Below are 14,708 nucleotides of genomic sequence, written 5' to 3'. Positions count from 1 at the left end.
GGTCAGGCGGTCTCACCATTGAGTTCGTCGGCACGTGCCTGGGCGGCTTCAAAATCCAGCGAGCCTTCGTAGATAGCGCGACCGGTAATCGCCCCCATGATGCCTTCGTGCTCAACGGCGCACAGTGCATCGATATCCGCCAGGTTGGTGATGCCGCCACTGGCGATCACCGGGATGCGCAAGGCACGTGCCAGCGCCACGGTCGCATCGATATTCACCCCACTGAGCATGCCATCACGACCAATATCGGTGTAGATGACCGACTCCACGCCGTAGTCTTCAAACTTCTTGGCCAAGTCGACCACATCATGGCCGGTCAGCTTGGACCAACCATCCACAGCCACCTTGCCATCCTTGGCATCCAGGCCGACGATGATGTGGCCGGGAAAGGCGCTGCAGGCATCATGCAGGAAGCCGGGGTTCTTCACCGCAGCCGTACCGATAATGATGTAGGAAATACCATGGTCCAGGTAACGTTCAATGGTATCCAGATCACGAATCCCCCCGCCTAACTGCACGGGGATCTCGCCATCCACCTCGGCAAGAATCGCCTTGATGACAGCTTCATTCTTCGGTTTGCCAGCAATGGCGCCGTTCAGGTCGACCAGATGCAGGCGGCGTGCGCCCTTGTCGAGCCAGATCCGGGCCATGGCCCCCGGGTCTTCGGAGAAAACGGTGGCATCGTCCATATCGCCCTGACGCAGGCGTACACAGTGGCCGTCTTTGAGGTCAATAGCAGGAATCAGCAGCATGATAATGATGTTGAGATATTGATTGGGCGATCAAGGTCGCAAAGGATATTGGGGTATCAGAATCGGGGTCAATCTCACGGCCACGCATTGTGTGCGCAGCCTGCCACATAACACCTTTCAGATTTTCCAGCCCACAAAGTTGGAGAGCAGACGCAAACCGGCCTCTGCACTCTTTTCCGGATGGAACTGTACTGAAAAGATATTAGCTTGGGCCACCGCAGAGGTAAAGCGCGACCCATACTCTGTAACAGCCGCTGCTGCCTGCGCGTGATCAGGCTGGCAATAGTAGCTATGCACAAAGTAGAAGCGTGCGTCCGGGGCAATGCCTTGCCACAAGGGGTGTTCGATGCAGGCATGGACTTCGTTCCAGCCCATGTGCGGTACTTTCAGGCGGCTACCATCCTGCCCGATCATGCCGTCGGCAAAGCGTCTGACCCGGCCTGGAATGAATCCCAGCCCCGGTGTGTCGCCCTCTTCGCTATGATCGAAGAGCATCTGCATGCCCACACACACGCCCAGGAAAGGCTTGGTCTGTGCGGCCCGATGCACCGCATCGCGCAGGCCACGGGCCAGAAATTCGCGCATGCAGTCATGCATGGCCCCCTGACCGGGAACCACCACACGATCAGCAGATTCAATCACTGCCGCGTCTGACGAAATTACAACACTTGCCTGGGGGGCGACCTTTTCAATCGCCTTGGCAACCGAGCGCAGGTTACCCATCCCGTAATCAACAACTACGATTTTCATCTCTAGAGGTGAATCGCCAAACGTGAAAACAAGGTCATGGACGCACGAACTGTGCCTGCGCCCACACGATCAGGATATCAGAGTACACCCTTGGTCGAGGGCATTCTGTCTGCAATCCGGGCATTGAGCTCCACCGCCGCACGCAGCGCCAGGCCAAATGCCTTGAACACGCTCTCGCACTGGTGGTGTGCATTGACGCCACGCAGATTGTCGATATGCAGCGTGACGGCAGCATGATTGACAAAGCCTTGGAAAAATTCGCGCACCAATTCAGTATCGAAGGTGCCGATCTTTTCACGGGTAAATTCAATATTGAAAATCATCCCTGGGCGGCCAGAAAGATCCACCACCACGCGGGAGAGTGCCTCATCAAGCGGCACATAGGCATGCCCGTAACGGTACAGACCTTTCTTGTCCCCCACCGCCTTGGCAAACGCCTGCCCCAAGGTGATGCCGATATCTTCCACCGTATGGTGGGCATCGATCTCAAGGTCTCCCTTGGCCTGGATGTCCAGGTCAATCAGCCCGTGGCGGGCGATCTGGTCGAGCATATGGTCAAAGAAGGGGATGCCAGTCGAGAGCTTGGAAACGCCTGTGCCATCCAGATTGATAGACACACTGATCTGCGTTTCAAACGTGTTGCGGCTGACTTCTACTTGCCTCATGACAGAACCTTGGTGAGATGACAAGCCGACACACCACACCCCGTGTGTGGCAGCGACAACGTATGATAGCATCGGTCTGGCTTTGCACCACGAGCCAACTGCGATAAACATCCGCTGCCCTGAGAAACTGCAATGAGCATCTACTGGAGCGACCTCGTTGGTCGCCTGACGCCTTACGTGCCCGGCGAACAGCCCAAACTGGCCAAGCTGGTCAAACTCAACACCAACGAAAATCCTTACGGCCCCTCGCCCAAAGCCTTGGCAGCCATTGCAGCAGAGGCGGGAGACACCCTACGGCTGTACCCTGACCCGAATTCGGATCTATTCAAGCAGGCCATCGCCCGCCATTTTAAGGTAGAGGCCAACACCGTCTTTGTGGGCAATGGCTCGGACGAAGTGCTCGCCCATACCTTCATGGGGCTGCTCAAGCATGATCGCCCCCTGCTCTTCCCGGACATCACCTACAGCTTCTACCCCGTCTATTGCGGGCTGTATGACATTGCCTTTGAGACGGTGGCATTGGACGCAGACTTCGCCATCCAGGTCGATGACTATCTGGCGCGTGACTGCGGTGCGGTCATCCTCGCCAACCCAAACGCCCCCACCTCCCGCCTGTTACCACTCGCGGAAATCGAGCGTCTGGTAGCGGGCAAACCGGATGCGGTTGTCGTGATCGACGAGGCGTATATCGATTTTGGTGGTGAAAGCGCCGTGCAACTCACCCGGCGCTACCCCAACCTGCTGGTAATCCACACCCTTTCCAAGAGCCGCTCGCTGGCCGGGCTACGTGCCGGGTTTGCCATCGGCCACCCGGTGCTGATCGAGGCGCTGGAACGCGTGAAGAACAGCTTCAACTCCTACCCGTTGGATCGGCTGGCAATCGTCGGCGCGGCAGCGGCCATGGATGACGTGGAATGGTTCGAGCATACCCGCCAGCATGTGATCGCCAACCGCGAAGCCCTGGTTGGCCGGATGCAGGCACTCGGTTTTGAGGTGCTGCCCTCTGCCGCCAATTTCATCTTTGCCTGCCACCCGCAACATGACGGCCTGGCCCTCGCCCAAGCCCTGCGTGCGCGCGGCATCATCGTGCGCCACTTCAAGCTGCCACGCATCGACCAGCATCTGCGCATCTCCGTGGGCACAGAAGAGGAATGCCAATTGCTGACCACCGCACTGGCGGAAATCCTCGGTCATTAATACCTCCTGGCACCCCTTCGTCAAAAGGCGAGGGGGCGCGTAGCCTCTGACATACTCATCGGTTAGCATTCAGGCACCATTCTCTGCCTGCATGAAGCACGCATGATGCGCCCCCTGCTTTGTTTTGCACTTCTGCTTGCCAGCCCAATCTGCCACGCCGATACACAGTTGGCTTGCCGCCTCAGCCTTGAGCAAACCCGGCCAATTCGCAACTGCCTGAGCCTGTATGCGGAAGGCTCCCCAAAACACGCCATCGCAGACGGCACGCTCCACCCCCGCGTTACACGCAAACTCTGCTATGACAGGAACGATTTATCCCTTGTCATAACAGAACAAGGCTACTTCTACGTCAACCGCAAAGGCATGGTGCGTTCCACCATCATGTTTGATAACGGCGAGGATTACTTTGAACAGGGTTTGGCCCGTACCCGGCAAAACGACAAGATCGGCTTTTTCGACAAATCGCTCAAAATCGTCATCCCTGCTGCCCACACTTTTGCCTTCCCATTTGAGAGTGGCCGTGCCGTTGTCTGTGATGGCTGCGTCAGCCGAGCCATTGATGGCGGCGAACACCACATCATGACGGGTGGCACATGGGGATGGATCGACCGCAAAGGTCGTTACCACCCCACAGAAGAAGCGGCCCCCTAACACTGATATTGAATACCCCCCTCTGCTGCCCCCACCCGTCTTGCCGGATGTAAGTGCAAACAGGTGTGGATGCGCCGGGGTTTAGCTGGACAGCCCAGCGCTTCAGTTCTATAGCTCAAGTACGGCCTGCTCTGCTCATGGCAGGGTGAAGCCTCGTTGATGACAAGAATGAAAGCAGCCTCTATGGGCAGATGACTCAAGGGCAAATTCCACCCCGCCGATAACGGGCAGAGCAGAATCAAATTTCCCCAGCCAACGTGCGCGGCTAGGTGGAAAACGAAGCACAGCCGGGCAAGAATCTGTATCACGACCTCAATAATCGCCACAAGGGGACTGTAATGAAGGTACATAAAAGCATCCGAACCCGCTTAAATGTCATTTTCGTTATAGCAACAACAGCCCTGCTCACTTTATTTGGCTCCTTCAACTATTTCACGACCAAGAGCGACATGGAGCATGCCTTGGTTGCAGAGGCCCAGGCGCTTTCCAGCCGCCTGCAGACCGGCTTGCCGATCCCGCTGTGGAACCTTGATCTGGCCCAGGCGGAAACACTGCTCAATGCGGAACTGTCGGCAAACAATGTGTCGGCCATCGTCGTTCGCAATAACGACAAGATTGTGACCGGCAGGATGCGGGATGCCAGCGGCCAAGCGGTACCGCTCAAACCCGATGCGGCGCTGAAGGGCGAGAAGACCACCGTTGAACTCAAATACAAGGATGGCAATGACCTGAAGCCGGTCGGCTCGGTCGACATCTATCTGTCCCGTGCAGCGATTGAAGCGGCGCTGAGCCGTTCAATCTGGCTGATCATTGCTCAGGTTATTCTGCAAAACATCGTCCTGATCACCATACTGTCGCTCACCATCAACACCGTGGTGCTCCGTCCTTTGAACCGTGTACGCAAGGCATTGGAAGAAATCGCCAGTGGCGAGGCGGATCTGACCCGCCGGCTCACCGTCAGCAATGATGATGAAATCGGTGAAGTCGCCCGCTGGTTCAACGTGTTTGTCGGCCACCTGCAGGAAGTGGTGCAGCAAATCGTCAGCAGCGCCCAAGGGCTGGCAGACGCGGCGGAAGAATTATCGCTGGGCTCACAGGACATGGCCAAACGCTCCGGCGAACAAAGCGAGGTGGTATCCGCCATGGCGGCTGCCATGCAGGAGATGACGGTCGGCATCAATCACGTCTCGCAACATTCCAATGACGTGCGTACCGTGTCGGTCCGCAGTGGCGATCTCTCCAAACAAGGCAGTGCCGTCATGGGCTCACTCACCCAAGGCATGCACCGGATTTCCGAGTCGGTCAATCAATCCGCTGAAACCATTGAAGCACTCGGCAGGGAGTCTGAAAAGATCAACACGGTTGTCAATGTCATCAAGGACATTGCCGATCAAACCAACCTGCTGGCCCTCAATGCCGCCATCGAGGCCGCCCGTGCGGGCGAACAAGGGCGCGGGTTTGCCGTGGTGGCCGATGAAGTACGCAAGCTTGCCGAGCGCACCACCAAATCCACCTTCGAAATCAGCTCCACCATTGGCGTGGTGCAATCCGGCATACGGGAAGCCGTAGAACGTATGCATAACGGCGTGGAACGCGTCAACGAGGGGCTTGTCGAAGCCCGTCATGCAGGGGAAACCATCTCGGATGTGGAAAGCTGCGCCAGCAATCTGGTCAGTTCGGTGGGGGATATCGTCAATTCCATCAGCGAACAAAGCTCAGCCAGCACGGACATTGCCCAGCGCGTAGAGGAAATTGCCACCATCGTCGATGAATCCGACCATGCCATGCAGGGTGTGGCGCAGAGCGCCAAACAGGTCAGCGACTATGCTGAAAGCCTGAAACAGGTTGTTGCCGGTTTCCGAGTCTAGGCTTGCATCCGCCGCTCCACCCTTGCATGGCGAGGCGGCGGGTTATCATCAGCTCTTGCCCAGCAGGCCGATCAAGCCAATGATCACCATGATCAGCGGCCACCATACCCGCAGCGGCCCCCCTACATGCACAAACCCCAACCAGCCCAGGTTGCTCATCAGCAAGAGCAGGCCAATGATGAACAGGGTAATCGCGCTGAGTCGGGACATTTCTTGTATCTCCATGCAGATTGAAAAACTCAATCCTGCACTGTGCCAGCCTTGGCGCTGGTGATCAAGCACTGCGACCTATTCAATCGTAATAAGCCCCGGCAAACCAGTGTCGTGCGCACGCCCCACCCCCGTTCCAAGGCGACCTTCTGTCGCCTTGATGAAACCTATTCCCCGCAACACAGCCCAATGGCCAACGCCAATTCCCCCTGAGCCATGCGTCTTCACTACCCTGTCTCCTTCCTCAAACTTTTGCTCGCCGGTTTCGCCCTGGTAGCTCTTCCCTTGGCACTTGCCTTGCTAGGCGCGTTTTTCTCACTTGACCGCCTTGGTCAGCAAAGCGCCATCGCCATCAATCGCGCCACCACCATCACCCGCGACAGCCGTGCTCTGCGCGAACACCTGACGGCACTGGAACGCCTGGCTCGCCAGCAATTGGTGCTCAACGACCAGACTGGCCTGGACGCCTATCGCCGCCGTCGTCAGGACCTGCTGGATACCATTGCGCACCTGAGCCCCCATTCCAACTCGCTGGCGATCCGCGCAGACCTCACCAATCTTCAGCGCACGGAAGCCAAGGTATGGCAACTGCTGCAACTAGGGGAACTTCCCGTCACCAGCCAGAAGATCATCATTACCAGTTTTGCAGAGATGGGGGAAACTACTGCACGCATCGTGGACCACGCCGATGCCAGCATTGAAGGAGATATCACCAAACTCTACGCAGACTCTGCTTCTGCCCGCCGCCAACTGCTGCTGCAACTCTGGGCCTTACTGCCTGTCGGCTTGTTGCTCATCGGCGGCACTCTGCTATTGATCCGCCGTCCGGTACGCCAGTTGGAGGTCGCTATCCGTGGGCTGGGCGAGGGGCGGTTCGACAAGCCCATTGATGTGGATGGTCCAAGGGATTTCGTAGCACTCGGCCAGCGCCTGGATTGGCTGCGCCAACGTCTGCGTGAACTGGATGAGCAGAAGACGCGGCTCTTGCACCATGTTTCGCATGAACTCAAAACACCACTGACCGCCTTGCAGGAAGGCAGCGCCTTGCTGGCCGACCGGGTTGCCGGTCCGCTAAATACGGAACAGAGCGAGATCGTCAGCATTCTGCGCAGCAACTGCCAGCGTCTGCGCAAGCTCATCGAAAACCTGCTCGACTACAGCAGCATCCGCTTTCAACCCAGCACCTTGCGCCTGGAGCCACTGGATTTAAGCAAGACCATCCTCCAGGTACTCGAAGACCAAAAGCTCGCGCTGACGGCACGCAATATCAGTGTCACCCAGGCGCTGCTGCCGCTGCATATTCAGGCGGATCGGGAAAAGCTCCGCGTCGCACTGGACAATCTGCTCTCCAATGCCATCAAATACACCCCGGAAAACAGTACGATTACAGTGCGCTGCCAAACCGAACGCAACCGTGCAGTCGTAGAGATCTGCGATCAGGGCACCGGAGTACCTGCCGAGATTGCACCGCGCATGTTCGAGCCATTTGTCCAAGGCCCCGCGCCCGCAGGCAGTCCAGTCAAAGGTAGCGGACTGGGCCTTTCCATCGTGCGTGAGTACATTGGTGCTCATGGTGGAGATGTTGCGCTATTGCCCAATCATCCATGCGGCACCTGTGCCCGCATCCAATTGCCTCTTTCCATGCCCCAATCATCATGAGCAAGCTTTCCTTCTATTCCTTCGTTCTATGCCTGGCACTGGTCTCCATGACCAGCGGCTGCGCGGCGGCCAACCCGGCCCGCCTGCTCCACCCGGCCACCCAAGGCAGCGTGAGCTGGGAGACTGAAACCTTCCGCTACACCGCCCGGCTACGAGCGATGAGCGTGGCCGAACTGAGTGCGGAGAGCGAAGCCTTGCAAAAGGCCTACGCCAACCGCCGCAACGAAGACAACCGTTTACGTCTGGCACTGTTCCACGCCATCTCCCCATTGGGAGACCGCAGCCGAGCCCTGAATCTGCTGGATGTGCCGCCAGGAGACACCAACGGGCGCGGCCGCAACCACCCGCTGGCCCAGCTCCTGCTTCCCCTGCTGCAAGAGAACCGTCATCTGGATGACGCCCTGAGCGCAAGCCAGGCCAAGCTGCGCGATGAACAAAAGCGCAGCGAAACGTTGCAGCAGGCCAACGAGCAGATGCGCCAAAAGCTCGAAGCCATCCGCGATATCGAAGTCAAAATGCTGGACCGCCCCACGACCAAATGACCACCACTCCCATCCGCGTCCTTCTTGTCGACGACGACCCTGACCTGCTCCGCCTGCTCTCCATCCGACTCAAGGCGAGCGGGTTTGACATCCGCTGTGCCGATAGTGGCGAAGCCGCGCTGGCAGCGCTGGCGTCCTGTCGCCCTGACATTGTTGTCACAGACCTGCGCATGCCCGGCATGGATGGCATGGCGCTGTTTGACGCCGTGCGCCAGCAACACATCTCGCTGCCAGTCATCGTGCTGACAGCCCACGGCAACATCCCCGAAGCGATTGAAGCGACCCGGCGTGGCGTCTCAGGCTACCTCACCAAGCCTTACGACGCGGCTGAACTGGTTGAGCAGATTCAACGCGCCATCGGCGTTTCCGGTGGCAACATCGACAAGCAGACGAATGCCGCATGGCGCAGCGAGATCCTCACCCGCAGCGCGGTGATGGAAGACTTTCTGCAACAAGCCAAGCTGGTGGCAGACAGCGAAGTCAGCGTATTCATCACCGGCCCCAGCGGTGCGGGCAAGGAACTACTCGCCCGGGCCATTCACAAGGCCAGCCCACGCGCCGATAAACCCTTTATTGGCATCAACTGTGGTGCCATCCCTGAGCAACTCCTGGAGTCTGAGCTCTTTGGTCACGTCAAAGGGGCATTTACAGGCGCCCACCGCGACCACGATGGGCTGTTTCAGGCTGCGCGGGGTGGTACCTTGTTTCTGGACGAAATCGGCGACATGCCCACCCCGCTACAGGTCAAACTGCTGCGCGTACTGGAAGAACGAGAAGTACGCCCGGTGGGAGCCACCCGCAGTATCGCCGTAGATGTGCGCATCATATCCGCTACCCACCGCGACCTGGACGCAGCGCGGGCCGAAGGGCGTTTCCGCGATGACCTGTATTACCGCCTGAATGTGGTCAGCCTAGCCATCCCCTCGCTGGCCGAGCGCCGAGAAGACATCCCTCTTCTGGCACAAAACTTCCTGCAGAGGCTCGCTACCCGCTACAAGCGCGAAGTCAATGCCTTCGCACCTGAATCGATCGAGCTTCTGGTGGCTGCGCCCTGGCCGGGCAATGTGCGCCAATTGCTCAACGTGGTGGAGCAGACCGTAGCGCTTTCAACCACCCCGGTCATCCCCGCCAGCCTTGTGCAACGGGCTTTGCAGGGAGATGGCGCAGCGATTGAATCATTTGAAGAAGCTCGCCACCGCTTCGAGCGCGAATACCTCATCCGCCTGTTGCGACTCACCGAGGGCAACGTCAGCCAAGCGGCCCGGCTGGCAAAACGCAACCGCACAGAGTTCTACCGACTGCTCTCCCGCCACCAGCTGGAAGCAGGCGCATTCAAGGAAAACTCCTGAAAAAAATCGCACAAAACGAGTAAAGCGACACTCAACTACGCAAAAAGTTCGCGGCAAATTGATCAGATCAGCGTTTTTAGCGCACAAAATCTTGGTAGAGTGACAGTTTTTCCGGGGCTTTCGTCTAACTATCATGATGAATTTGATCAAAGCGTATCTGCGGGTGTCGCTCGTCACCCGCATCATCGTCGGATTCCTGCTGGGGGCAGCCGTGGGGGGCTTCCTCTGGTACTTGTCCGTCACCCATGGCGTCAAGGCTGAAGTCCAGCAAGCCATGCGTTACTGCTCGCCTTTTGGCAGCGTCTTCATCAGCATGCTCAAGATGATCGTGATCCCGATCGTCTTCTTCTCGCTGGTAGGCGGCTCAGCCTCCCTGCCGCTCAAGAAACTCGGGCGCGCCGGCGGCAAAGTCATCGGCTGGTACTTTGCCACCATGGCATTTGCCGCCATGATGGGGATCACGCTTGCCCGCTTCGTCAATCCCGGCTCCGGCTCCTCGCTGGAAGGCTGGAAGGATCTGGTCAAGCAGTTCGGCTCCCAGGCGCCCAGCGCCGCCACAGCCCCTGCATCGCTGGTCGACATTCTGGAAAAGCTCCTCATGGACTTCTTCCAGAACCCGTTTGCAGCGCTCTCGCAAGGCAACTTCCTCGGTGTGATCGTCTTCGCCATCCTGTTTGGCATCAGCATCCGTCTGGTTGTGGAATCCACCGACGACGAAAAGGTGCACGCCAAGATGCAACTGGTGATCGACTTCTTTGACGCCTGTATGCTGGCCATCAACCGGATCATCGACTTCGTGATGAACTACTCGCCCATCGGCGTGTTTTTCCTCGCCATGGTGATTTTCTCGGTTTATGGCCCCGTCATCATCGGGCCCTACGTTACAGTACTGGTTGGCGTGGCTTGCGGCATTCTGGGCATGCTCTTCATCGCCTACCCCATCCTGATCGCAGTAGTAGTGCGCAAGAACCCCTACAAGGTCATCAAGGCCTCGCGCGAAGCCATGCTGATGGCATTCGTCACCCGTTCCAGCGCCGCCACCCTGCCCGTGTCGATCCGTGTGGCTGAAGAAAACCTCAAGGTCAACCGTGAACTGGCCAGCTTCTCCCTGCCGCTGGGCTCCACCATCAACATGGATGGCGTGTGTATCCACCTGCCCATGTTCGCCATTCTGGCCGCCAACATGTTCGGCATCCACCTCAGCTTCGGTGACATGGCCCTGATGACCATCACCACCGTGCTAGCTGCAGTTGGTACAGGCGGCGTACCGGGCGGCAGCCTGATGTTGTTGTTCATCATTCTGGGCGGCATCGGTCTGGATTCCTCACAGATCGCCGTGATCGTCGCACTGGCCATCGGCATCAACCCGATTCTGGACATGTTCGAAACCATGGCCAACGTCACCGGCGACATCCTCTGCACCTACTCCGTCGCCTCGCTGGAAGGCTTGGTAGACGGCGAAATCGAAGACAAGGCCCCCGAGCCCAAACCTGCTCTGGCAACCAGGAGCTAATCTGGGGAATCCCAAAAAGCACAAAGCCCGGCCTGTACAGGTCGGGCTTTTTTCGCTCTATCAGATGCACAACGAATACGCATCTACTCAAGGGATTTCCATCTCCGCAGATCCAGCTCATAGTAGATCAGCGCATGCAACTTGTTGGCAGCCTTGTCCAGATCATCCCGACCACACTCCCTGAAACCTGCTGCCTGATACATTCTTTGTGCTGGCACAAAAAAATCCAGCAAGCCAGTGGACACGGCAACCGTTTCAAATTTCTTCTGCTTCAGGATATCCAGGGCAGCATTGAGCTGCGCTACCCCTAATCCCTTACCCCTGAACCGAGGGATGATGCAGTTATGTCCAATGATTGCTTTAGGGAGACCTCTCGGGTCCCAGCAACACATCCCACACAATTCACCATCAAACTCGCTTACAAACGAACAGCTCTTCCCAATATCCGGGTGATCATAAAACACTGAATCACATTCAGAAAAGCTGACGAGATTCTCATCTTCATACTCAGGGCAAGCGAGATGAAAATCGGCATAGGCTTGAATCAACAATGATTTAATCGTACCCCGTGGATAGCTTGTAGTTTCTTTTACGTTCAGCACAAGACAGCTCCCATGAATAGCCATTCACTTTCAAAGCAACTCTAGCAGCACATTTTTTTGGGGGCGTATTCAAAAAATACAACCCCCCAGAGGCGTAGTTTAATCCCCCGTCACAGAAATAGCATAATCGCTGAGCTTCTCTTTTACCTTGCGCCCATTATCAGTCATCGGGAACTGAACGCCAATCGTCGCTCCCGCAGGTGCCTGGAAGCTTGCCGCAAGGCTGGCTGGCGCCACGCGGGTGGAGAGTTTGGCTTCGTAATAGACTTTAGCCGTATCAGACAGAACGATCATATCGACCTTGGGCGTTTTCTTGGTCCAGCCACGTGTGAAAAGCCCCGCTGCATCATCATCGTTATACCAGAACAATTGCAGGGAAACTTCATTCACCGCGAGCCAGTCAGTCGTCAATGCCCACTTCGATGCGTTGGCGGCATTCAGTTTTGATGCACTGCTACTCGCCACCGTCATGGCCTTACTGTTGGTAATCACGCTGGTCTTGACGGTATTTGCTGCCGTACTATTGGGGGCGCCAAAAGCCTGGCTTTGGAAATTGACCAGTGCACCGCTGGTGGCAATTGCGCCATCCAGAACCGGTAGCAATGCAGGCGAATACTTCGCCAGGGGATTTGACAAGGTGGTCTTCAATGATTTCAATGCCGTGACTGCGCTAGCCTTCATGGACTTCTTGACCTCCAGCTTCGGAATTGCAAGGCTGATATAGCGCAACTGACAACTGCTGCGGGTCACCGCACAACTGATATTGAAAGTGACCTCCACCGCACTTGCAAGCTTCGTAGCGAGCGCTCCGATCGGATTTTTTGTCCCGACACCTACCAGCGCGCTGACGCTGAAGTTGACGCGGTCTGCATTGTATTTCTCCAGCGCATTATTCACCGTGCTCGCACCTCCCCATACCAGCGGAAACGTGACGGCGGTATTCTGCTTGGCCTCCATCAGCCCCAACGAGGTCGGGATCGGTATGGCAATTTCATCCGCCACTACTTTTGTACCAACGGACCACGAGAAGTAAGCCCCATCCGGCACAGCAAATGGCAGGATAGCCTTCAACTGCGGGCCATATGCCGCACTGCTCACGATGCTGGTACGGGTAGGATTGAATGCTTCCAGGCTACTGCCAGCCTTGCCCCAGTTAGCCATGACTGTTTGAGTGATGGACCACAGTTTTTTCCCGCCAGCGGCTGCGCCAAAAGGGTCGACTACAGTCGGGGCTCCCAGAAATTCATCTATAGCCGCATGCGCCGCATCTGCTGCGTCCGGGACGGAGTATGTCGCCACCCTGGGTAAGGCAGTCGCGGTATAAGCGGTCATCCACAAATCAGGATCGGCCAGATTTTGTGTATCACTCAAAGCCTGCATGCCTTCTGCTTGCAAGGCACCCTTTGTGGCGTTCATGGCGGTATTGAATGCAGCAGCCGCTGCCTTGGCGGCAGCCTCGGCCTCCGCAGCTGCTTTGGCAGCGGCCTCCCTCGCCTTACACACCAGATCGAATGTGGAGCATGCCTGAGAGAGCGGCGCAAACCCCATCAGCAATGCCACCACCGCAACAATTTTAAATTTCATTCTCACTTCGAAATCCCCCGAAAAAGGTATGCCAGAGATCGGCGCCTCGAAGTGTGTGTGGCAGGTGTTACAAACATTCGCGCTGCATTATCAGAAAAAATTGATAAGCATTTAAGATTTATTTAAAATTAAAAGAGACAATTTCATTACAAATATGAAATACAATTTTTATAAAAATAGATAAAACGACTTCGGCCAAGTAGGACGGATTGGCTTCATCAACCCACACGGGGAAATCGCCCAATGAAAAATATGTGGGTTACAGCTTCGCCTAACCCGCCCTACCCGGCTATACCCTTGGTCTGTTAGCAGGCCCTTTCATTTGGCGTCAGCGCAAAAATATGGGCATCAACGGGCTGTCCATGAAGAAAGATCCGATTACGCGCTACGCATTCACGCGTTGCACCAGCGGCAACAGCCACTTCTTCACTGGCAGCATTGCCAAGCGCCACAACGATTTCCAGCCGAAAAAGGCCGAGTTGCTCAAAACCGAAATCGCAGAGCATGGCTACAGCATGACTCGCGATCCCTTGCCTCTGCCTGGATTGACGAACCCAATAACCGATGTTGCCATAACGATGATTCGAGGAAAGCTGATTGATACTCGCCCCGCCTAGAAAACACCCCGAGACAGGGCAAAACATCCCCATATCATAAGCGCGACCTGCTTCTCTTTCCCGGTCGCACGTAGCGAACCATTCAAGCGCGTTTTCTTGCGTGAAAGCCGGGCTGCACCAGGACATCCAGGCACCTACGGTCTGCACAGACTCCAGCACTGCCAAAGTAAATTCGTGCGCATCGGCAGCAACAAAGGGGCGGATAGTAAGCTTTTCAGTAGTGAGAGGTAAAATTGACGTCATTTCTACAAGCAGTCAGTTTTGTCTTGTGCTCAGGCTCCGGCTTCATGCAACCACGGGGCATAACTCAAGCCAATCAATACGCCTTCGGGGCTCATGAATCTTGCTACAGTCTGCCCCCAAGGCTCCTTCCTGGTTTCATGAATAAACACTTGACCACGCTCTTTCAGCTCTTGAACCGCTGACTCGACCGCTTCGACATCAGCCAATTCGAACTCAATCGTTGCTGTTGGTGCGGGTATGTGCGCTGGCCAATCGTCTTGTCCAAAACAAGACTGTGCAGCCATTGCCAGCGGCCATAGCCCGAAATGATTGGCGCCGGGAAATTTATCCATGAAGCGGTAATCGTCTTGCTTCTTGAGGGGAAGCTTGAGTACATCCTGATAGAGCGACGCACTTGCAGCCGGGTCCTTGGTGATTGAAGCAAAGCCAGCAATACACTCGATTTTCAATTATTCCTCCGTAGTCAGCCGAACAAGGTGGCAGGCTGAGTTCACTCCCTACAAGGT

Annotated in this window: 15 protein-coding genes; 7 read left to right on the top strand and 8 right to left on the bottom strand. The window is 56.5% G+C overall.

The window, feature by feature from the left end; genetic code table 11:
• Window positions 1-2 precede the first annotated feature (2 nt).
• The 3 genes from hisA to hisB form a co-directional block, all read right to left on the bottom strand.
• Window positions 3-752 (bottom strand): 1-(5-phosphoribosyl)-5-[(5-phosphoribosylamino)methylideneamino]imidazole-4-carboxamide isomerase, encoded by a 750-nt coding sequence (hisA, locus tag B145_RS0121545; RefSeq protein ID WP_018610148.1) that lies wholly within the window; start codon window positions 750-752, stop codon window positions 3-5.
• 117 nt (window positions 753-869) lie between these two features.
• Entirely contained in the window at window positions 870-1,502 is a 633-nt protein-coding gene (gene hisH, locus B145_RS0121540; RefSeq protein WP_033407901.1) for an imidazole glycerol phosphate synthase subunit HisH, read from the bottom strand.
• 77 nt (window positions 1,503-1,579) lie between these two features.
• Window positions 1,580-2,167 carry an imidazoleglycerol-phosphate dehydratase HisB gene (gene hisB, locus B145_RS0121535; protein WP_018610145.1) on the bottom strand — a complete coding sequence of 196 codons (588 nt, stop codon included), beginning with the start codon at window positions 2,165-2,167 and terminating at the stop codon, window positions 1,580-1,582.
• A gap of 132 nt (window positions 2,168-2,299) precedes the next feature.
• Here hisB and hisC point away from each other — a divergent pair, with 132 nt between their 5' ends.
• From hisC to B145_RS27825, 3 genes are all read left to right on the top strand, one after another.
• The gene (hisC, locus tag B145_RS0121530; protein WP_018610144.1) at window positions 2,300-3,364 is read left to right on the top strand and encodes a histidinol-phosphate transaminase; all 1,065 of its coding nucleotides are present in this window, start codon (window positions 2,300-2,302) and stop codon (window positions 3,362-3,364) included.
• Between the two features lie 102 nt (window positions 3,365-3,466).
• Window positions 3,467-4,015: a WG repeat-containing protein gene (locus B145_RS26580; protein ID WP_018610142.1), complete on the top strand. Its 549-nt coding sequence runs from the start codon at window positions 3,467-3,469 to the stop codon at window positions 4,013-4,015.
• 269 nt (window positions 4,016-4,284) lie between these two features.
• Window positions 4,285-5,883 (top strand): methyl-accepting chemotaxis protein, encoded by a 1,599-nt coding sequence (locus B145_RS27825; RefSeq protein ID WP_018610140.1) that lies wholly within the window; start codon window positions 4,285-4,287, stop codon window positions 5,881-5,883.
• A 48-nt stretch (window positions 5,884-5,931) separates the two neighbouring features.
• Here the strand turns inward: B145_RS27825 and B145_RS28465 are convergent, their stop codons facing one another.
• Window positions 5,932-6,093, bottom strand: coding sequence for a hypothetical protein (locus tag B145_RS28465; RefSeq protein WP_018610135.1), 162 nt, complete (start codon window positions 6,091-6,093; stop codon window positions 5,932-5,934).
• A 216-nt stretch (window positions 6,094-6,309) separates the two neighbouring features.
• Here B145_RS28465 and B145_RS0121510 point away from each other — a divergent pair, with 216 nt between their 5' ends.
• The 4 genes from B145_RS0121510 (at window position 6,310) to B145_RS0121495 (ending at window position 11,156) form a co-directional block, all read left to right on the top strand.
• Window positions 6,310-7,752, top strand: a complete 1,443-nt coding sequence (locus B145_RS0121510; protein WP_018610132.1) for a sensor histidine kinase — start codon at window positions 6,310-6,312, stop codon at window positions 7,750-7,752.
• Window positions 7,749-8,294, top strand: a complete 546-nt coding sequence (locus B145_RS0121505; protein ID WP_018610130.1) for a hypothetical protein — start codon at window positions 7,749-7,751, stop codon at window positions 8,292-8,294. The genes B145_RS0121510 and B145_RS0121505 overlap by 4 nt, the downstream gene beginning before the upstream one ends.
• Window positions 8,291-9,643 (top strand): sigma 54-interacting transcriptional regulator, encoded by a 1,353-nt coding sequence (locus B145_RS0121500; RefSeq protein WP_018610123.1) that lies wholly within the window; start codon window positions 8,291-8,293, stop codon window positions 9,641-9,643. The genes B145_RS0121505 and B145_RS0121500 overlap by 4 nt, the downstream gene beginning before the upstream one ends.
• A 133-nt stretch (window positions 9,644-9,776) precedes the next feature.
• A complete protein-coding gene (locus B145_RS0121495) occupies window positions 9,777-11,156 on the top strand; it encodes a dicarboxylate/amino acid:cation symporter (protein WP_018610121.1) in 1,380 nt (459 codons plus the stop codon).
• 83 nt (window positions 11,157-11,239) lie between these two features.
• Here B145_RS0121495 and B145_RS0121490 read toward each other — a convergent pair whose 3' ends face one another.
• From B145_RS0121490 to B145_RS0121475, 4 genes are all read right to left on the bottom strand, one after another.
• The gene (locus tag B145_RS0121490) at window positions 11,240-11,758 is read right to left on the bottom strand and encodes a GNAT family N-acetyltransferase (RefSeq protein ID WP_157288574.1); all 519 of its coding nucleotides are present in this window, start codon (window positions 11,756-11,758) and stop codon (window positions 11,240-11,242) included.
• A 99-nt stretch (window positions 11,759-11,857) separates the two neighbouring features.
• Window positions 11,858-13,342: a hypothetical protein gene (locus B145_RS0121485; RefSeq protein ID WP_018610117.1), complete on the bottom strand. Its 1,485-nt coding sequence runs from the start codon at window positions 13,340-13,342 to the stop codon at window positions 11,858-11,860.
• 305 nt (window positions 13,343-13,647) lie between these two features.
• Window positions 13,648-14,202, bottom strand: a complete 555-nt coding sequence (locus B145_RS28335; RefSeq protein ID WP_083917845.1) for a GNAT family N-acetyltransferase — start codon at window positions 14,200-14,202, stop codon at window positions 13,648-13,650.
• A gap of 29 nt (window positions 14,203-14,231) precedes the next feature.
• Window positions 14,232-14,651, bottom strand: a complete 420-nt coding sequence (locus B145_RS0121475) for a VOC family protein (RefSeq protein WP_018610107.1) — start codon at window positions 14,649-14,651, stop codon at window positions 14,232-14,234.
• Window positions 14,652-14,708: the final 57 nt, after the last annotated feature.

It is taken from the genome of Uliginosibacterium gangwonense DSM 18521 (assembly GCF_000373965.1).
Classification (GTDB): Bacteria; Pseudomonadota; Gammaproteobacteria; order Burkholderiales; family Rhodocyclaceae; genus Uliginosibacterium; species Uliginosibacterium gangwonense.
The sequence above is the reverse complement of the archived record's forward strand: the minus strand, read 5'-3'. Positions and strand labels throughout refer to the sequence as shown.